A 17619-nucleotide genomic window follows, 5' to 3' on the forward strand; every position below is an offset into this window, starting at 1 on the left:
TGGTGTTCTGGGTCGTTGTTAACTGGGACCGATGTGTGGTGACCGGGCCCAATGTGGTGTTGATGTTGCGCAGTGGACGAAAAATCGTCAATTCGCCAATTGCCATTTTGTTCGATAATCGCACGCAAAACTAACTGGGTAGTACACTTTAAATTGCTGTGCGGGATCACGCAGCCAATAATTCACTCAAAGCTAAACGCAGTCCCCGCATCAGCTGGCGAATGCCCCTAACAAAATGGTCTCCAGTACCGGGAGTCGAAGATATGCAGCGTTCCATTGCCACCGTTTCCTTGAGCGGTACCCTGCCGGAAAAACTCGAAGCCATTGCCGCCGCCGGTTTTGACGGCGTCGAGATTTTCGAGAATGACCTTCTCTACTACGACGGCAGTCCCCGGGAAATCAAACAGATGTGCGCCGATCTCGGGATCGCCATCACCCTGTTTCAACCGTTCCGTGATTTCGAAGGCTGCCGCCGTGACCGCCTGTCGCGCAATCTGGAGCGGGCCGAGCGCAAGTTCGACCTGATGCAGGAACTGGGCACCGACCTGGTGCTGGTGTGCAGCAACGCCTCGGCCGATTCCATTGGCGACGAGCAGATTCTGGTCGACGACTTGCGCCTGCTGGCCGAACGCGCCGGCGCGCGGGGCTTGCGTATCGGTTACGAAGCACTGGCCTGGGGCCGGCATGTGAACACCTATCAACAGGTGTGGAACATCGTGCGTCAGGCCGATCATCCAAGCCTGGGCGTGTTGCTCGACAGCTTTCATACGCTGTCGCTCAAGGGCGATCCAAGCGCCATCGCTGATATCCCGGGCGACAAGATCTTCTTCGTGCAAATGGCCGACGCGCCCATCCTGGCCATGGATGTGCTGGAGTGGAGCCGGCATTTCCGCTGCTTCCCGGGCCAGGGCGAGTTCGATCTGCCGGGCTTCCTCGCACCGATCATCAAGAGCGGTTACACCGGGCCGCTGTCGCTGGAGATCTTCAACGACGGCTTCCGTGCTGCGCCGCCACGGGCCAATGCCGCCGACGGTTTGCGTTCGTTGCTGTACCTCGAAGAGAAAACCCGTCAGCGCCTGGAGCAGGAATCCCGACCTGCGGCCAACCTCGACATTCTGTTCGAGACGCCCAAGGCCAGCGAGTACAACGGCATCGAGTTTCTCGAGTTCGCCGTGGATGAAAGCCTCGGCGCCAAGCTCTCGAACTGGCTGGAGCGCCTGGGCTTCGTCAAGGCTGGCCAGCATCGCTCCAAGAGCGTCAGCCTGTTGCGCCAGGGCGATATCAACCTGATCCTCAACTCCGAGCCTTACTCGTTCGGCCACAGTTTTTTCGAGGCCCACGGTCCATCGCTGTGCGCCACCGCCGTGCGGGTCAAGGACAGCGCCAGTGCACTGGCCCGCGCCGTGGCTTACAAGGGCCAGCCCTATCGCGGGCTGGTCGGCCCCAATGAACTGGAGCTCGCCGCCGTGCGCGCGCCGGATGGCAGCCTGATTTACCTGGTGGATCAGGACGCCGACGTCTACGGTACCGACTTCAACCTGCAGCCGAACGCGCTGGCCAGCGGCGGCCTCAAACGCATCGATCACATGGCGATGGCCCTGCCGGCCGACAGCCTCGACAGTTGGGTGTTGTTCTATAAGAGCCTGCTGGATTTCGAGGCCGACGACGAAGTGGTGCTGCCTGACCCTTATGGTCTGGTGAAGAGCCGCGCGTTGCGCAGTCGGGACAGCTCGATTCGTCTGCCGCTGAACATTTCCGAGAACCGCAACACCGCCATCTCACACGCGCTGTCGAGTTATCGCGGCTCCGGTGTGCATCACATCGCGTTTGATTGCGACGATATCTTTGCCGAAGTCAGTCGCGCGAAAGCGGCGGGCGTTCCGTTGCTGGACATCCCGCTCAACTACTACGACGACCTGGCGGCGCGCTTCGACTTCGACGACGAGTTCCTCAGCGAACTGGCCTACTACAACGTGCTGTACGACCGCGATGCCCAGGGTGGCGAGCTGTTCCATGTGTACACCGAGCCGTTCGAAGGGCGGTTTTTCTTCGAGATCATCCAGCGCAAGAACGGCTATGCCGGTTACGGCGCGGCCAACGTCGCGGTGCGACTGGCGGCGATGGCCAAATCCCGAAGCGGTGCCGTCCGTCAGGCAAAGTTGTAGGAAATTCGTAATGACGGGAGTAATCCATTGCCGCACGGCTTCCCTCAGTGTGCGGCTCAGCCCATAATCGCCCGCTTGTGCAGTGATGGCCGTGAGCCCGCAATGACAATGACTTCAGAACTCTCCTTGGCGTCCGGCGAACCGATGGCCGAGCCGCGCAAGAGTCGCAAGAACAACCCGGAAAAAACCCGCGAGAACATTCTTCAAGAAGCCATTGTCGAGTTCGTTCAGCAGGGGCTTTCCGGGGCTCGTGTGGATGCGATCGCCGAGCGCATCCACACGTCCAAGCGCATGATCTATTACTACTTCGGCAGTAAGGAACAGCTCTACGTCGAAGTGCTGGAAAAGCTTTACGGCGATATCCGCAGCACCGAAAACCGTCTGCACCTGGCCGAACTGGCCCCGGTGGAGGCGATTCGGCGGCTGGTGGAATTCACCTTCGATCACCATGACCGCAACGTCGATTTCGTGCGCATCGTCAGCATTGAAAACATCCATAACGCCGAGTACGTGAAGCGTTCCGATGCGATCAAGGCGATGAACAACACCATCCTCGACTCATTGGGCGAGATTCTGCGTCGTGGTGCCGAGGAAGGGCTGTTTCGTAAGGGGCTGGTTCCGCTGGATGTGCATTTGCTGATCAGTTCGTTCTGCTTCTATCGCGTGTCGAACCGTCACACCTTTGGTGAGATTTTTCAGATCGACTTGCCGGACGAGGGCATCAAGCAGCGTCACCGGGAGATGATTTGCGAGTCTGTCCTGCGCTATTTGCAGGCCTGAAACCGTGGCGAGCAAGCTCGCTCGCCACAGAAAGCCTTCAGCCATTCATGCTTTGAAAGTGCGCCAGCATTCGCTGGGCATCGGGCACCACACCGCTGAACAGTTCGAACGCCTTGACCGCCTGAAACACCGCCATGTTGCCGCCATCCAGGGTCCGGCAGCCCAGGGCGCGGGCGTTGCGCAGCAGTTCGGTTTCCAGCGGGAAGTAAACAATCTCCGCGACCCACAGCTGCGCGCGCAGCAACTCGACCGGCACTGGCATGCCCGGCAGTTTTTTCATGCCCATGGGTGTGGTGTTCACCAGGCCGTCGGCCTCGGCCAGGCTCCCCGCCAGATCGAGACCCGCGACGGCGCGGCCGCTGCCGAAATGTTGATTGAGGTTGTCCGCCAGGCTCTGGGCGCGACTGATTTCCACATCGAAAATGCTCAGTTGCCGTACGCCTTCGCTCAATAGTGCGTGGGCGACGGCGGCACCGGCGCCTCCGGCACCCATCTGTACGACGCGGTCAACGGCAACGCCGGTCAAGCCACGGCGAAAGCCTTCGGCAAATCCCAGGCAATCGGTGTTGTGGCCGATGCGCTTGCCATCCTTGAGCACCACGGTGTTCACCGCGCCGATGCCGCGGGCTTCCGGCGACAATTCGTCGAGCAGCGGGATGATCGCCTGCTTGCACGGGAAGGTGATGTTCAGCCCGGTAAAGTTCATGCGCTCGGCGGCACTGAGCAGGTCGGGCAGGGCATTGCTGTCGAGTTTCAGCTGATCGAGGTCGATCAGGCGATAGAGGTAGCGCAAACCCTGGGCATCGCCTTCATGTTCGTGCAGCGCCGGGGTGCGGGATGCCTGGATGCCGGCGCCGATCAGTCCGGCCAATACCGTATGGTTCTGATTCACGATGTTCACCCCTTCAAACGCAGACTGAAATGCTCCAGCGCCAGGCGATAGCCGTGGCTGCCGAACCCGGCCATCACCGCAGTGGCAATCGCCGAGACGAAGGAGTGGTGGCGGAAAGGTTCACGGGCGTGGACATTGGACAGGTGCACTTCGATCACCGGCAGTTCACTGGCAACCAGCGCATCGCGGATCGCCACCGAGGTGTGGGTCCAGGCGGCCGGGTTGATCACGATGCCGGCGCAACGGTTGCGGGCGTTGTGAATCCAGTCGAGCAGTTCGCCTTCGTGGTTGGTCTGGCGAAACTCCACTGCCAGGCCGAATTCTTCGGCGGTACGACCGCACAGGGCGGAAATGTCAGCGAGGGTTTCGTGGCCGTAGGTTGCCGGCTCACGGGTGCCGAGCAGGTTCAGATTCGGGCCGTTGAGCACCAGAATAATGGGGGGCATCGATGTTTCTCCACTTATTATTTTTGGCATTGGCCGAGGATTCCAGCCTGTGGAGATAAATTGTACTAACTGGTTAATTCGGTCAATTGAAGAGCCGGTCACCGGGCTTTTTGTGTGCGGTGATCGGACGGTTTCGTGTTCACCGCGGCAGATGTTCAAGCAGGAAATCGATGAACGCCCGCAATCTGAGGGGGACATGGCGACTTTGCGGATAGAGCAGGGTAAACGGCCGAGAGCGTCCGCCGTAGGGCTTGAGCACTTCCAGCAACGAGCCATCAGCCAGTTCCTTTTCGACAATGAAGCGATAGGTCTGAAACAACCCCGCGCCGTGTTTCGCCAGGGTCACGCCACCCAATACGTCGTCGGAACAACTGAAGTTGCCCTCCGCCAGAATTTCCCGCTCCACGCTCTTGTCGTTGAACAACCAGGCGATGCGCCGGCCGCTGCTGGGCAGTTCGTACTGGATGCATTCGTGGTGTTGCAGGTCGTCGAGGGTTTGCGGCGTGCCGGCCTGCTGGAGGTAGTCGGGGCTGGCAACCATCACCAGTTCGGCGTCTTCGAGAGGCCTGGCGATCAGGCCGGAATCCGGAATCGCCCGCACACGAATGGCCATGTCATAGCCTTCGCCGACGAAATCGATGTTGCGATTGCTGATGTGCGACTCGACCTTCACCGCCGGAAAGCGCGCGCGAAAGGCCGGGAGCAACGGCAGGATGCGATGGTGGGCGTAGGTGGTGGGAATACTGATGCGCAAGGTCCCGGACGGCACTTGCTGCTGGCCCATGACTTCGCGCTGGGCTTCAACCAGTTGGGCCAGCGCCTGGCGGCATTCCTCGTAGTAGCGGCGACCGCTGTCGGTCAGCTTGACGCTGCGGGTGGTGCGTGCGAACAGCCGTACGCCCAGACGCTCTTCCATACGCGACACCGAGCGACTCACGGCCGCCGGAGTGACGCCCGCCACCAGCGCGGCAGAAGTGAAGCTACCGGCTTCGGCGGCCAGGCAAAACAGCTCGATACTGCCCAGCTGAAGATCGTCGAATTGTCGCTGCATGATTGATTACACCGGGGATCAAATGAAGTGTGTGAACCAGTATTTATCAGATGCCTGCACACCGATACAGTGAGTTCGATGCCCCAGGCCTTTCTTGATCAACGAGCAGGAGATACAGCATGCCTTTCGTCAGCGTACGCATTACCCGTGACGGCGTTACCCGGGAGCAGAAAGCCCAGGTCATCGCGGAAATCACCGAAACCTTGCAGCGCGTCCTCGGCAAGCCGCCTGAACTGACGCATATCGTGATCGAGGAAATTGATACCGATAACTGGGGGTATAAAGGCATCACCACCACTGAGTATCGAAAGAATCTGCCGGGGTGAGCCGGGTGAAAAAAAGCCGTCGCAGAGACGGCTTTTTCATGTCGGGCACTTGCACTCAGCGCCGGGTCAGCAATACGCCGGATTCCATGTGGTGAGTCCACGGGAACTGGTCGAACATCGCGCATTGGGTGATGCGATGGGTGTCGTGCAGTTGGGCGATGTTGGCCGCCAGGGTTTCCGGGTTGCAGGAAATGTAGAGGATGTTGTCGAAGCGTCGCGTCAGTTCGCAGGTGTCCGGGTCCATGCCGGCGCGCGGCGGGTCGACGAATACGCTGCCAAACTCGTAGCTCTTGAGGTCGATGCCGTGCAGTCGGCGGAACGGCCGCACTTCATTCAAGGCTTCAGTCAGCTCTTCGGCGGACAAGCGCACCAGCGTGACGTTATCCACAGCGTTTTCGCTGAGGTTGCTCAGTGCGGCGTTGACCGAAGTCTTGCTGATTTCGGTGGCCAGCACGTTGCGCACACGAGTGGCCAGCGGCAGGGTGAAGTTGCCGTTGCCGCAATACAGTTCCAGCAGGTCGTCCGGGCGATCGCCCAATGCCTCGTACGCCCAGTTGAGCATCTTCTGGTTCACGGTGCCGTTGGGCTGTGTGAAGGCACCTTCGGGCTGGCGATAGCTGAAGGTACGGCCGCCGACTTCCAGCTTCTCCACCACGTAATCGTGACCGATGACTTCGCGTTTGCCCTTGGAGCGGCCAATCACGCTGACATTCAATTCGGCCGCGAGCTTCGAGGCCGCCGCATGCCAGTGTTCGTCCAGCGGACGGTGGTAGCACAGGGTGATCATGGCGTCGCCGGCCAGGGTGGTCAGGAACTCCACCTGAAACAGCTTGTGGCTCAGGGCTGAACTGGCTTGCCAGGCGGCCTTGAGCTGCGGCATCAACTGGTTGATCCGCAGGCTGGCGATCGGGAATTCTTCGATCAGGATCGGCGTGCGTTTGTCTTCCTGGGAAAACATCGCGTAGTGGCGCTCGCCGGCTTCGCGCCACAGGCGGAATTCGGCGCGCAGGCGGAAATTCTGCAACGGCGAGTCGAAGACGGCCGGCTGCGGCGCATCGAAAGGCGCCAGGAGGTCACGCAAGCGCGTGACCTTTTCTTCGAGCTGAGTGGCGTAGGCCTGGGAATCAAAAGTCATGCGTTGAACCAACCCAGCTTGATCACGAACAGAATCGACAGAATCACCAGCGCCGGGTTCAGCTCACGGCCACGACCGGACAGCAGTTTGATCGCGGTCCACGAAATGAAACCGAAAGCGATGCCGTTGGCGATGGAATAAGTGAATGGCATCGCCAGGGCGGTGATCACGACCGGTGCGGCAACGGTGATGTCGTCCCAGTCTATTTCGGCCAGCCCGGATGTCATCAGTACGGCGACGAACAGCAGCGCCGGGGCAGTGGCGTAAGCCGGAATGCTGGAGGCCAGTGGCGAGAAGAACAGTGCCAGCAGGAACAGCACGGCCACCACGACGGCGGTCAGGCCTGTGCGGCCACCGGCACTCACGCCAGCGGCGGATTCGATGTAGCTGGTGGTGGTCGAAGTGCCCAGCAGGGAACCGGCCATGGCGGCGGTGCTGTCGGCGATCAGGGCGCGGCCCATTTTCGGCATGTGGCCATCCTTGCCCATCAGGCCGGCGCGCTTGGCGACGCCGATCAGGGTGCCAGAGTTGTCGAACAGGTCGACGAACAGGAAGGCGAAGATCACGCTGAACAGACCGATGTCCAGTGCGCCCTTGATGTCCAGTTGCAGGAAGGTCGGCGCCAGCGACGGGGGCATCGACATCACGCCGCCGAACGCGCTGAAACCCATCGCGATCGAAACAATGGTCACGACCAGAATGCCGATCAGCACGGCGCCACGCACGGCCAGTGCTTCGAGGGCGACGATCAGGGCAAAGCCGAGGGTGGCGAGGATCGGTGCCGGTTGTTTAAGGTCACCGAGGCCGACCATGGTCGCCGGGTTGCTGACTACGATGCCGGCTTTGTTCAGGGCGATCAACGCCAGGAACAGGCCGATGCCGGCGGCAATCGCCGAGCGCAATGGCAACGGGATGCTGTTGATGATCCATTCACGGATGCGGAAGATCGACAGCAGGAAGAAGCACACCGCCGAAATGAACACCGCGCCCAGCGCCACTTGCCAGGTGTGACCCATGTGCAGGACCACGGTGTAGGTGAAGAAGGCGTTCAGGCCCATGCCCGGCGCGAGGGCGATCGGGTAGTTGGCGATCAACCCCATGACTGTGGAGCCGATGGCGGCCGCCAGGCAGGTCGCGACAAATACCGCGCCCTTGTCCATGCCGGTCTCGCCGAGGATGCTCGGGTTGACGAACAGGATGTAGGCCATGGCTAAAAAGGTCGTGACGCCCGCCAGTATCTCGGTGCGTACGTTGGTGTTGTGTGCCTTGAGTTGAAACAGCCTTTCCAGCATGTCTGCTCCCCGTGGCGCGCCCGGCGCCGTGAATGTATCGACCTCAACAGCAAAGCACAGACCGCTGTTGGCGCCTGGGAATTTTCTGTGGGTCGGAAAAAGCCGCGCATCATACCAGCCGCGTAGGGTTATGGCTGCTTATGGCGGTGATCGTCGTCGATGTTTTGCGTTTAGCCCAAGTCAGCCATACTGCGCGCTGTTTTTGGGGAGGGGTATCGCGTGAAGAAGCGTCTGTTTATCGGCATTGGAATGTTGCTGGCCTTGTGCCTGGGGGCACAAACCGCCTCGGCGGCCTCGGCGCCACCCTTGACTCAGTTGAAAGTGCTCAAAGTCGAATCGCCGGCCTGCGGCTTTGAAGACATTGCTGAAGGACAGGAGCGGACGCGCTGCAACCACTCCGGCCCTCACATCATGATCTACGTGTTGGAAGTCGGTTACGGTCGCGGGGCGCATGTCGGACTGGACGGTTTTGATGTGAACGGCACCCGGACTCCAGTCTGTGCTTTCAATAATGGCAACCTGACGGACTGCACTGTCGGCATGAAAACCGTTGGTTATCTGTATGTCTTCGATATGGCGGGTAAGCAGGAAGGCACGTTCACCTTCAGCAACACCTCGATCAATGCCCCGGGCAACACCCTGTCGACGCAGCTCTACATCAAGTAAGGCGGGGTTCGAACAAGGGGCGGGAAAGCTGACTACGCTTTAAGGATCATTCCGTGGATTGCCCTTATGACCTTTAGAGCCTTGATTACCCTCGCCGAGGGCATCGATGACCTGCAAGCCGTGACCCTGGTCGACGTCCTGCGCCGTGCCAAAGTGGAAGTGGTGGTGGCCAGCATCGAGGGGCGACGCATGCTCACCTGCGCCCGCGGCACCCGTCTGACCTGCGATGCGATGCTGGTGGACCTGCTGGCCCAGCCATTCGACCTGATCGTCCTGCCCGGCGGTGCGGTGGGCGCGCAGCATCTGTCGAACCATCAACCCCTGCAACAATTGATCAAGGACCAGGCCGCGGCCGGTCGCTGGTTCGCGGGCATTGCCGAGGCCCCCGCGCTGGCGTTGCAGGCCTTCGGCGTGTTGCGCCAGCGGCGCATGACGTGCCTGCCTTCGGCCAGCCATCAACTGTCAGGCTGCACCTTCGTCGATCAACCGGTGGTGGTCGATGGCAACTGCATCACGGCCCAGGGCTCGGGCGCCGCCCTGCCATTCGCCCTGGCGCTGGTGGAACAACTCTGCGGCAAGGCCACGCGAGCGGCGGTGGCGTCGGAGTTGGTGGTTTAGCGTCAGACCTTCGCCTCTTCGTTCGGCACATGCATGCGATCGCGGCTGGCCAGGCTCGGGAACAGTTTGATCCACACCCCGGTCACCACCAGTGTGCCGATACCGCCCATGACCACCGCCGGTACGGTTCCGAACCAGTGGGCGGTCAGGCCGGATTCGAATTCTCCCAATTGATTCGAAGCACCGATGGACAATCCGTTCACGGCGCTGACCCGGCCGCGCATTTCGTCCGGGGTTTCCAGTTGCACGAAGGACGCGCGGATCACCATGCTGATCATGTCGGCCGCGCCCAGGACCACCAGCACGGCCAGCGAGAACCAGAACGATGTCGACAGGCCGAAGGCGATGGTTGCCACACCAAATATGCCCACGGCGGTGAACATCACTCGCCCGACATTGCGGTCGACGGCAAATCGCGCCAGCCACAGCGACATCATCAGCGCGCCCACTGCGGGTGCCGAGCGCAGCAGGCCCAGGCCCCACGGGCCGGTCAGCAGGATGTCCTTGGCGAAAACCGGCAGCAACGCCGTCGCGCCACCCAGCAGGACGGCGAACAGGTCAAGGGAGATGGCCCCCAGTATGTCGGGGCGACTGCGAATGAAGCGGATGCCGGCCAGCAGTGAATCGAGGGTCGCCTTGCCCTTGTTCAGCGGCGTTTGGCGGGCGGGCAGGTTGAGCATCAGCGAGCAGGCAATGAGGTAAAGGATCACCGTCGGGCCATAGACCCAGACACTGCCGAAGGCGTAGAGCAAGCCACCGAGGGCCGGGGCGACGATGGTCGCTGACTGCTGGGCCGACTGTGCGGCGGCGACGGCCCGGGGAAACAGGGCGCTGGGCACGATACTCGGCAGCAGGGCCTGGGTGGTCGGCATCTCGAAGGAGCGAGCGGCACCGAGCACGAACGCGAGGATGAAGATCATTTCCCGGGTGACATGGTCGGTTGCGCTGCCGATCGCCAGCGACAGGGCGATCAGTGCCTGAATGGACTGGCAGATCGCCGCGACCCTGCGCCGGTCGTAGCGGTCCGCCACATGCCCGGTGTGCAGCATGAACAGTACGCGCGGGGCGAACTCCACCAGCCCGACCAGGCCCAGATCGAGCACGTTGCCGGTCAGTTGGTACAGGTTCCAGCCAATGGCCACCGTGAGCATTTGAAAGCCGCTGGCCGTAAAGATCCGGGCCAGCCAGAACGCGATGAAAGGGCGGTGATGACGTAACAGCAAGGGCTCTTGGCTGGGCATCTGGAGGCAGATCTGGGTGTGGGAAAGGGAGAGATTATCATTAAGCTGTAACAGGAAGTTGCCATCTTGGAAGATTTCGTTAGCTAGACATCTATTCATCTGGCTCGTCTCGGTGAGGCAACTTGTCACGCGGCAAAAGACCACGCGGTTCATCCTCACAAATGGGACTACTCTTTCAACGTTGCTTGATCCAGATCAATACCCTCGACAGGCGTTGATCCAGTGACCCGAGCGCCAGACTCCCTGCGTTGTGATGCTGGTAAAAAAAAGAACGAATTTGAATTCGCCGCACTCCATACCCGTGGGAACCGTGGATGCAGGCTTGCGCCGGCAGCCGTACTACCTGACAGAGGAAGACTTATGTTCGGTTTAGAGGCACTTGATCTCGCCCGAATTCAGTTCGCGTTCACTATCTCGTTCCACATCCTGTTTCCTGCCATCACCATTGGCCTGGCGAGTTACCTGGCGGTGCTCGAAGGCCTGTGGCTGAAAACCCACAACGACACCTACCGCGATCTCTACCACTTCTGGTCGAAGATCTTTGCGGTCAACTTCGGCATGGGTGTGGTTTCAGGGCTGGTCATGGCGTATCAGTTCGGCACCAACTGGAGCCGTTTCTCGGACTTCGCCGGATCGGTGACGGGGCCGTTGCTGACGTACGAAGTCCTGACCGCATTCTTCCTCGAAGCCGGTTTCCTCGGCGTCATGCTGTTTGGCTGGAACAAGGTGGGCCGCGGCCTGCACTTCTTCGCCACGGTGATGGTCGCCATCGGCACCTTGATTTCGACCTTCTGGATTCTCGCGTCCAACAGCTGGATGCAGACCCCGCAAGGCTTCGAGATCATCAACGGCCAGGTCATTCCGACCGACTGGCTGGCGGTGATCTTCAACCCGTCGTTCCCGTATCGCCTGATGCACATGGCCACGGCGGCGTTCGTCGCAACGGCTTTCTTCGTCGGTTCCTCGGCGGCCTGGCATTTGCTGCGCGGCAAAGACAACCCGGCGATTCGCACCATGCTCTCGATGGCCATGTGGATGGCGCTGATCGTGGCGCCGATTCAGGCGGTCATCGGTGACTTCCACGGCCTCAACACGCTCGAGCATCAGCCGGCCAAAATCGCCGCGATCGAGGGCCACTGGGAAAACAAAGGTAACGAGGCGACACCGTTGATCCTGTTCGGCTGGCCGGACATGAAAGAAGAGAAAACCAAATTCGCCGTCGAGATTCCGTACCTTGGCAGCTTGATCCTGACCCACTCCCTGGACAAACAGGTGCCCGCCCTCAAGGAGTTCCCGCCTGAAGACCGGCCGAATTCGACCATCGTCTTCTGGTCGTTCCGGATCATGGTCGGCCTGGGTTTCCTGATGATCTTCACCGGGTTGTGGAGCCTTTGGCTGCGCAAGCGCGACACGCTCTATACCTCGCGGCCGTTCCTGTATCTGGCATTGTGGATGGGGCCCTCCGGCCTGATCGCGATTCTCGCCGGCTGGTTCACCACTGAAATCGGTCGCCAACCGTGGGTGGTCTACGGGCTGATGCGTACGGCGGATGCGTCGTCCAACCATAGCTTCATGCAGATGAGCATCACCCTGATCCTGTTCGTCGTGGTGTATTTCGCCCTGTTCGGTGCCGGTCTGGGCTACATGATGCGCCTGGTGCGCAAAGGGCCGAAGATCGACGAGGGCAAGGAAACCAACGAAGGTGGTCCTGGCCAGAAACGCACACCGGCACGTCCGCTGTCCGCAGCCGACGATGAACATGCCGATGCCGACCACACCACGACCAAGGAGATTTGAATCATGGGTATTGATCTTCCGCTGATCTGGGCCGTGATCATCATCTTCGGCATCATGATGTACGTGGTCATGGACGGATTCGACCTGGGGATCGGGATTCTCTTCCCGTTCATCCCCGGCAAAAGTGACCGCGACGTGATGATGAACACCGTCGCTCCGGTCTGGGACGGCAACGAAACCTGGCTGGTACTGGGGGGCGCAGCATTGTTCGGTGCGTTCCCGCTGGCTTACTCGGTGGTGCTCTCGGCGTTGTACCTGCCGCTGATGTTCATGCTGATCGGCCTGATTTTCCGTGGCGTGGCCTTCGAGTTCCGCTTCAAGGCCAAAGATGCCAAGCGCCACCTGTGGGACAAGGCGTTCATCGGTGGTTCGGTGGCGGCCACCTTCTTCCAGGGCGTGGCGCTGGGGGCGTTCATCGATGGTTTGCCGGTGGTCAATCGTCAGTTCGCCGGAGGGTCACTGGACTGGCTGACACCGTTCACGATGTTCTGCGGAGCTGCATTGGTGGTGGCTTATGCGCTGCTCGGTTGCACCTGGTTGATCATGAAGACCGAAGGCAAGCTGCAGGAGCAAATGCATGACCTGGCGCGCCCCCTGGCGTTCGTATTGCTGGCGGTGATCGGCATCGTCAGCATCTGGACGCCACTGGCCCATGCCGAGATTGCGGCGCGCTGGTTCACGTTGCCGAACCTGTTCTGGTTCCTGCCGGTGCCGATCCTGGTGCTGGTGACTTTGTACGGCCTGATCCGTGCGGTGGCCCGCAATGCGCACTACACGCCGTTCCTGCTGACGCTGGTGTTGATCTTCCTCGGTTACAGCGGCCTGGGTATCAGCCTGTGGCCGAACATCGTGCCGCCGTCGATCTCGATCTGGGACGCCGCGGCACCGCCACAGAGCCAGGGCTTCATGCTGGTGGGCACGCTGTTCATCATCCCGTTCATCCTCGGGTACACCTTCTGGAGCTATTACGTGTTCCGCGGCAAGGTCACCCATGAAGATGGTTACCACTAGGCCTTTGCTGCGCGGACTTGTGGGCGCGAGCTCGCTCGCGATGGCGCCATGACAGGCGCCACCCACCTTCATTGGAGGATCAGGCTATGAGCAACAAACATTCCCTGCACGACATCGAGCAGGCCGAAAAAAAGCCGCTGTGGCAGCGGCTCGGCTGGTTGGCCATGATCTGGGCGGGAAGCGTCGGTGCATTGTTCATCGTCGCCAGCCTGATGCGGATGTTCATGAACGCCGCCGGCCTGACCACACACTGAATACCTGACATCCCATCCCGCAGCCTTGCGGCGCGGATTTACAACCCTCCTGATGGAGGGTTTTTTTTGCCCTGATTATTTGCGGGCCTTGAGGATCACGAATTTCGGCGTGGCGGCGACTTGCTCGACCCCGCGGAACAACCGCGCGAGCTTGCTGTGATACCCCAGGTGACGGTTGCCGACGATGTATAGCGCGCCGCCAGTCACCAAGGCTTCCCGGGCCTGCTGGAACATCCGCCAGGCCAGGAAGTCGCCCACCACCTGCTGCTGGTGAAACGGTGGATTGCACAGCACCACGTCCAGCGATTGAGGTTCCTGCCCGGCCAGACCATCGCCCGCCCGCACGATCACATCGCGCTCGCCCAGTGCGGCGCTCCAGTTTTCGGCGGCCGATTGCACGGCCATGAACGACTCGTCGACCAGGGTGTAATGGGCCTCGGGGTTTTGCAGGGCGCTGGCGATCGCCAGAACGCCGTTACCGCAACCGAGGTCGGCTACCCGTGCGCTGCCGAGGTTCTTCGGCAGGTGTGGGAGAAACGCCCGCGTGCCGATGTCCAGGCCTTCACGGCAGAATACGTTGGCGTGGTTGAGCAATTCGATGGCCGGTGCATCGAGTCGATAGCGCGTCGGGTAGGGCGAGACTACGGGGGCTTTTGCTTCGGTCGTGGCGATCAGCAGCCGTGCTTTCTTCGCCGCCAGGGTCGCCTGCACCGGGCCGATGTAGCGCTCCAGCAGATCGCCGGCGGCACGCGGCAGGTGTTTGATCATCGCGCCCGCGATCACCTGGGTGCCCGGAGCCAACTGGCCTTGCAGGCGGATCAGTTGTTCTTCCAGTAGGGCCAGCGTCTTCGGCACCCGGATCAGCACCCGGTCAAAGGGACCCTTGAGCGTTTCACTGGCGGGTATGTGGGGCACGGCATCAAACGGCAGGCCATTGCGCGCCAGGTTTTTTTCCAGACCCTGAAAGGCCAGGAACGAGTCGCCGCTGCTGGTGACGCTGACTTTGCCCGCGAGGCTGGCTGCCAGTGCACCGAAACTGTCGTTGAGCACCAGAACCCGCGTCTCGGTCGAAGGCTGCTGTTCGGCCAGATGGTTGAGCAGGTACTCGTCTGCCGCGTCAAAGGCTTGCAGCGGTTCGTTCTGCTGTTCGGGTTGGCGGATCAGGTCGAGGCTGGCGAAGGGTGTTTCGAGCAAGGGCATGGGGCGGGGCTCTGGGTAATCAACGGGTATCCCGCGGCCCGGGGGCGTCTTGGCGGCGGGGCCGTCCGAGTGGACTGCGTCGTGGACAAATCACACGGCATCACTCAGGAGGGACCGCGAATGGTACGTTTTTTTGGGGTGGATTACTCGCAGGTTTTTCCAGTCAACCCGTTGCGTTTCTGTCGAGGTAGCCAGCCTTGGCGGCGGCGATGACAGCTGAAATCTTATTGCTTACTCCGAATTTTCGGATGGTTTCCTGAACATGGAAATTGATCGTTCGCGGGCTGAGATTAAGAATCCTGGCGCTTTCGTAGGCCGTTTTGCCATCCGCGGCCAGTTTCAACACGTCGATTTCCCGCAGCGACAATTGCGGGTTGGACGGTGTGGCAGGCCTTTTGGGTAGCGATCGTACAGCCAGTTTGTGCAGGTGATGCCCCATGAACACGGAAAAGCCCAGATTTTCGTACACCTCCCACGCACTGATCGGGCGGTGGCTGCGCACCAGGCTCAATATGCTGCACAGATCGGTTTCCTCGTCGTGAATCGCTTGCGACCAACCGTGTTGCAATCCCTGTTGCTCCAGCCCATCCCAGAGACATCGCGCGTTGCTGAACTGCTCTTCGCTCCACAGGATAGGCATTGCTGATTGGTGGCAGTGAGCTACTATTGGATCAATGGCAGCAAGCTTCTTTTTCTCATAGACGGAGTTCCAGTCTGAGGGGTAATTGTTTAATCGCACGGTATTGAAATTTTCGGTTTTCGAAGTGTAACTGGTTGAAAAGGCAAAAAAATTGAACCCTATATTTTTTGCAAACCTGAGCGATACACCGTAGGCGATTTCAAGTTCTGCGGAGGCTGCCAATTGTTCAAGTTGGGATTCCTTCCATCTCTCCATGATGTGGCTCCTGTCGTATTGGTAAATTGGATCCACTGTTTGGGTGTGTTTTGGATTGTAGGATGAATCTTACAATTGAATTGATAATATTTGGCTTTATTGTGCATTAAAAAATTAATGTTTTGGTTCTAATAGTGGTTGATTTAAACGTTTGTATTATATGTATTCTTTAAATTAATCCTGTAAGGCTCCTTTATTGCGCGTTATTTAATTTTTTACGGCAAGAGTACTTTTGCTCTAAAAGACACTACAAATAATAGGTGTTTATGGTGGGCGCTTTACGAGACACTGGGCTATCTGTTGAATGGAGCGTCCCCATGACCGCCAGTGAAGAGAAATTTACTCGCCAGACACTGCTCGACGTCCAGCCATTGACACCGAATCTGTTCACGCTGCGTGCCACTCGAGATCCCGGTTTTCGTTTTCGCGCAGGGCAATTTGCCCGGTTAGGCGTCACCCGGGCCGATGGCAGTACGGTTTGGCGTGCCTATTCCATGGTGTCGTCACCCTTTGACGAGTTTCTTGAGTTCTTTTCCATCGTGGTTCCGGGGGGCGAGTTCACCAGCGAGCTGAGTCGTCTGGGTGTTGGCGACACACTGCTCGTCGACCGCCAGGCCTTCGGTTACCTGACGCTTGATCGCTTCGTTGACGGGCGTGATCTGTGGTTGTTATCCACGGGTACGGGGCTGGCGCCATTTCTGTCGATCCTGCAGGACTTCGAGGTCTGGGAGAAATTCGAGCGGATCATCCTGGTCTACAGCGTCCGTGAAACCCGGGAGCTGGCTTATCAGGACCTTATCGCGGGGCTGGCACAGCGTGAGTATCTGTCGGAATTCGCGCACAAGCTGCAACTCATCAACACGGTGACTCGCGAGCAACATCCTGGCGCCTTGAACGGGCGCATTACCACGCTGATCGAAAATGGCGAGCTGGAGCGCGTTGCCGGGGTGGCCCTGACGCCCGAGCACTCACGGGTCATGCTTTGCGGCAATCCGCAGATGATCGATGACACGCGCAAATTGCTCAAACAGCGCGATATGCACTTGAGCCTCAGCCGGCGACCCGGTCAGGTGGCGGTGGAAAACTTCTGGTAATAAAACGGCGCCGCAAGGGCGCCGTCCGTATTTCGCTCAAGCATTCAAGGCCGGTTGTTCTGGGCCTTGAGCAGATCGCGGATCTCGCCCAGCAACACTTCTTCCTTGGTCGGAACCGGCGGCACGGTTGGCGCCACCGCCTCCTCGCGTTTCAGGTGGTTTATGGCTTTGACGCCCATGAAGATCGCGAAGGCGACAATGATGAAGTCGATCAGGCTCTGGATGAATTTACCGTAGGCCAGCACTACCGCCGGGGCGTTGCCTTCGGCGGCCTTGAGCGTAATGGCCAGGTCACTGAAGTCCACCCCACCGATCAACAGCCCGATTGGCGGCATGATCACATCGCCGACAAACGACGTGACAATCTTGCCGAAGGCGGCGCCGATGATGATGCCCACGGCCATGTCGACCACATTGCCCTTGACCGCGAAGGCCTTGAACTCACTTATCACGCCCATAGGTTATTTCCTTGTTACAGATGAGGTTGGTGAACGCAGTGTAAATCAGCAAGACGCATCTTGCTCGAAACACCTGCTTACAAGTACCGCCTGCTGTCGACCGGAGTATCGGGAAAAAGTTTGAAAATGCCACCCGCGCAGGGTGAGCGAGAAAGGGCTTGGAGGCTTTTTCGCGATCCTGTCGTTGTGCTGCTCTACTGTCGAAAACCAGGCGTGTGGTGAAGGTCAGCTGGAATGAAATGATAGTGGCAACATAAATAAAATTTCACTTTGGGTTGTTTGGATTTTGAGATTTCAG

The 17619-nt window shown here is 59.7% G+C and carries 18 protein-coding genes; 9 read left to right on the forward strand and 9 right to left on the reverse strand.

What is annotated here, in order from left to right:
• Positions 1–263: 263 nt before the first annotated feature.
• Together quiC and ACX3YF_RS11480 are read left to right on the forward strand one after the other, a co-directional pair.
• Complete coding sequence (gene quiC / locus ACX3YF_RS11475) at positions 264–2165, forward strand: 3-dehydroshikimate dehydratase QuiC (protein ID WP_047533568.1); 1902 nt, start codon at positions 264–266, stop codon at positions 2163–2165.
• A 102-nt stretch (positions 2166–2267) separates the two neighbouring features.
• On the forward strand, positions 2268–2945 hold the full coding sequence (locus tag ACX3YF_RS11480; RefSeq protein ID WP_130204725.1) for a TetR family transcriptional regulator: 678 nt from the start codon (positions 2268–2270) through the stop codon (positions 2943–2945).
• A gap of 37 nt (positions 2946–2982) precedes the next feature.
• Here ACX3YF_RS11480 and ACX3YF_RS11485 read toward each other — a convergent pair whose 3' ends face one another.
• The 3 genes from ACX3YF_RS11485 to ACX3YF_RS11495 all read right to left on the reverse strand — a co-directional run bounded on the left by ACX3YF_RS11485 (position 2983) and on the right by ACX3YF_RS11495 (position 5334).
• The gene (locus ACX3YF_RS11485; RefSeq protein ID WP_130204727.1) at positions 2983–3837 is read right to left on the reverse strand and encodes a shikimate dehydrogenase; all 855 of its coding nucleotides are present in this window, start codon (positions 3835–3837) and stop codon (positions 2983–2985) included.
• 5 nt (positions 3838–3842) lie between these two features.
• A complete protein-coding gene (aroQ, locus tag ACX3YF_RS11490; RefSeq protein ID WP_090466945.1) occupies positions 3843–4283 on the reverse strand; it encodes a type II 3-dehydroquinate dehydratase in 441 nt (146 codons plus the stop codon).
• A gap of 139 nt (positions 4284–4422) precedes the next feature.
• A complete protein-coding gene (locus ACX3YF_RS11495) occupies positions 4423–5334 on the reverse strand; it encodes a LysR family transcriptional regulator (RefSeq protein ID WP_130204729.1) in 912 nt (303 codons plus the stop codon).
• A 119-nt stretch (positions 5335–5453) separates the two neighbouring features.
• On the opposite strand from ACX3YF_RS11495, the gene ACX3YF_RS11500 reads away from it, so the two are divergent.
• A complete protein-coding gene (locus tag ACX3YF_RS11500) occupies positions 5454–5660 on the forward strand; it encodes a tautomerase family protein (RefSeq protein WP_047533558.1) in 207 nt (68 codons plus the stop codon).
• Between the two features lie 55 nt (positions 5661–5715).
• Here the strand turns inward: ACX3YF_RS11500 and trmA are convergent, their stop codons facing one another.
• Both trmA and ACX3YF_RS11510 read right to left on the reverse strand, forming a co-directional pair.
• Complete coding sequence (trmA, locus tag ACX3YF_RS11505) at positions 5716–6795, reverse strand: tRNA (uridine(54)-C5)-methyltransferase TrmA (RefSeq protein WP_130204731.1); 1080 nt, start codon at positions 6793–6795, stop codon at positions 5716–5718.
• Positions 6792–8087 carry an NCS2 family permease gene (locus ACX3YF_RS11510; RefSeq protein WP_130204733.1) on the reverse strand — a complete coding sequence of 432 codons (1296 nt, stop codon included), beginning with the start codon at positions 8085–8087 and terminating at the stop codon, positions 6792–6794. Before ACX3YF_RS11510 ends, trmA begins: the two co-directional genes overlap by 4 nt.
• Before the next feature lie 219 nt (positions 8088–8306).
• Here ACX3YF_RS11510 and ACX3YF_RS11515 point away from each other — a divergent pair, with 219 nt between their 5' ends.
• Positions 8307–8753 carry a DUF4879 domain-containing protein gene (locus tag ACX3YF_RS11515; protein WP_130204735.1) on the forward strand — a complete coding sequence of 149 codons (447 nt, stop codon included), beginning with the start codon at positions 8307–8309 and terminating at the stop codon, positions 8751–8753.
• A gap of 66 nt (positions 8754–8819) precedes the next feature.
• On the forward strand, positions 8820–9371 hold the full coding sequence (locus tag ACX3YF_RS11520) for a DJ-1 family glyoxalase III (protein WP_130204737.1): 552 nt from the start codon (positions 8820–8822) through the stop codon (positions 9369–9371).
• 2 nt (positions 9372–9373) lie between these two features.
• On the opposite strand, the gene ACX3YF_RS11525 is transcribed toward ACX3YF_RS11520, so the two are convergent.
• The gene (locus ACX3YF_RS11525) at positions 9374–10612 is read right to left on the reverse strand and encodes an MFS transporter (protein WP_448647430.1); all 1239 of its coding nucleotides are present in this window, start codon (positions 10610–10612) and stop codon (positions 9374–9376) included.
• Positions 10613–10972: 360 nt separating this feature from the next.
• On the opposite strand from ACX3YF_RS11525, the gene ACX3YF_RS11530 reads away from it, so the two are divergent.
• The 3 genes from ACX3YF_RS11530 to ACX3YF_RS11540 all read left to right on the forward strand — a co-directional run bounded on the left by ACX3YF_RS11530 (position 10973) and on the right by ACX3YF_RS11540 (position 13674).
• Entirely contained in the window at positions 10973–12409 is a 1437-nt protein-coding gene (locus ACX3YF_RS11530; protein WP_130204739.1) for a cytochrome ubiquinol oxidase subunit I, read from the forward strand.
• A gap of 3 nt (positions 12410–12412) precedes the next feature.
• Entirely contained in the window at positions 12413–13420 is a 1008-nt protein-coding gene (cydB, locus tag ACX3YF_RS11535; protein WP_130204741.1) for a cytochrome d ubiquinol oxidase subunit II, read from the forward strand.
• Positions 13421–13506: 86 nt separating this feature from the next.
• Entirely contained in the window at positions 13507–13674 is a 168-nt protein-coding gene (locus ACX3YF_RS11540; protein ID WP_081997949.1) for a DUF2474 domain-containing protein, read from the forward strand.
• A gap of 75 nt (positions 13675–13749) precedes the next feature.
• Here ACX3YF_RS11540 and ACX3YF_RS11545 read toward each other — a convergent pair whose 3' ends face one another.
• Positions 13750–14874: a methyltransferase gene (locus ACX3YF_RS11545; protein WP_130204743.1), complete on the reverse strand. Its 1125-nt coding sequence runs from the start codon at positions 14872–14874 to the stop codon at positions 13750–13752.
• A gap of 163 nt (positions 14875–15037) precedes the next feature.
• Entirely contained in the window at positions 15038–15769 is a 732-nt protein-coding gene (locus ACX3YF_RS11550; protein WP_130204745.1) for a helix-turn-helix transcriptional regulator, read from the reverse strand.
• Between the two features lie 317 nt (positions 15770–16086).
• Here ACX3YF_RS11550 and ACX3YF_RS11555 point away from each other — a divergent pair, with 317 nt between their 5' ends.
• Entirely contained in the window at positions 16087–16863 is a 777-nt protein-coding gene (locus ACX3YF_RS11555; RefSeq protein WP_047533526.1) for a ferredoxin--NADP reductase, read from the forward strand.
• A 44-nt stretch (positions 16864–16907) separates the two neighbouring features.
• Here the strand turns inward: ACX3YF_RS11555 and mscL are convergent, their stop codons facing one another.
• Entirely contained in the window at positions 16908–17321 is a 414-nt protein-coding gene (mscL, locus tag ACX3YF_RS11560) for a large-conductance mechanosensitive channel protein MscL (protein ID WP_130204747.1), read from the reverse strand.
• Positions 17322–17619 lie beyond the last annotated feature (298 nt).

It is taken from the genome of Pseudomonas fluorescens group sp. PF-69 (genome assembly GCF_054481235.1).

Coding starts and splice junctions, on each gene's coding strand:
- quiC (WP_047533568.1), top strand. CDS start 264: ATGCAGCGTTCCATTGCCACCGTTTCCTTGAGCGGTACCCTGCCGGAA.
- ACX3YF_RS11480 (WP_130204725.1), top strand. CDS start 2,268: ATGACAATGACTTCAGAACTCTCCTTGGCGTCCGGCGAACCGATGGCC.
- aroQ (WP_090466945.1), bottom strand. CDS start 4,283: ATGCCCCCCATTATTCTGGTGCTCAACGGCCCGAATCTGAACCTGCTC.
- ACX3YF_RS11495 (WP_130204729.1), bottom strand. CDS start 5,334: ATGCAGCGACAATTCGACGATCTTCAGCTGGGCAGTATCGAGCTGTTT.
- ACX3YF_RS11500 (WP_047533558.1), top strand. CDS start 5,454: ATGCCTTTCGTCAGCGTACGCATTACCCGTGACGGCGTTACCCGGGAG.
- trmA (WP_130204731.1), bottom strand. CDS start 6,795: ATGACTTTTGATTCCCAGGCCTACGCCACTCAGCTCGAAGAAAAGGTC.
- ACX3YF_RS11510 (WP_130204733.1), bottom strand. CDS start 8,087: ATGCTGGAAAGGCTGTTTCAACTCAAGGCACACAACACCAACGTACGC.
- ACX3YF_RS11520 (WP_130204737.1), top strand. CDS start 8,820: ATGACCTTTAGAGCCTTGATTACCCTCGCCGAGGGCATCGATGACCTG.
- ACX3YF_RS11525 (WP_448647430.1), bottom strand. CDS start 10,612: ATGCCCAGCCAAGAGCCCTTGCTGTTACGTCATCACCGCCCTTTCATC.
- ACX3YF_RS11530 (WP_130204739.1), top strand. CDS start 10,973: ATGTTCGGTTTAGAGGCACTTGATCTCGCCCGAATTCAGTTCGCGTTC.
- cydB (WP_130204741.1), top strand. CDS start 12,413: ATGGGTATTGATCTTCCGCTGATCTGGGCCGTGATCATCATCTTCGGC.
- ACX3YF_RS11540 (WP_081997949.1), top strand. CDS start 13,507: ATGAGCAACAAACATTCCCTGCACGACATCGAGCAGGCCGAAAAAAAG.
- ACX3YF_RS11545 (WP_130204743.1), bottom strand. CDS start 14,874: ATGCCCTTGCTCGAAACACCCTTCGCCAGCCTCGACCTGATCCGCCAA.
- ACX3YF_RS11550 (WP_130204745.1), bottom strand. CDS start 15,769: ATGGAGAGATGGAAGGAATCCCAACTTGAACAATTGGCAGCCTCCGCA.
- ACX3YF_RS11555 (WP_047533526.1), top strand. CDS start 16,087: ATGACCGCCAGTGAAGAGAAATTTACTCGCCAGACACTGCTCGACGTC.
- mscL (WP_130204747.1), bottom strand. CDS start 17,321: ATGGGCGTGATAAGTGAGTTCAAGGCCTTCGCGGTCAAGGGCAATGTG.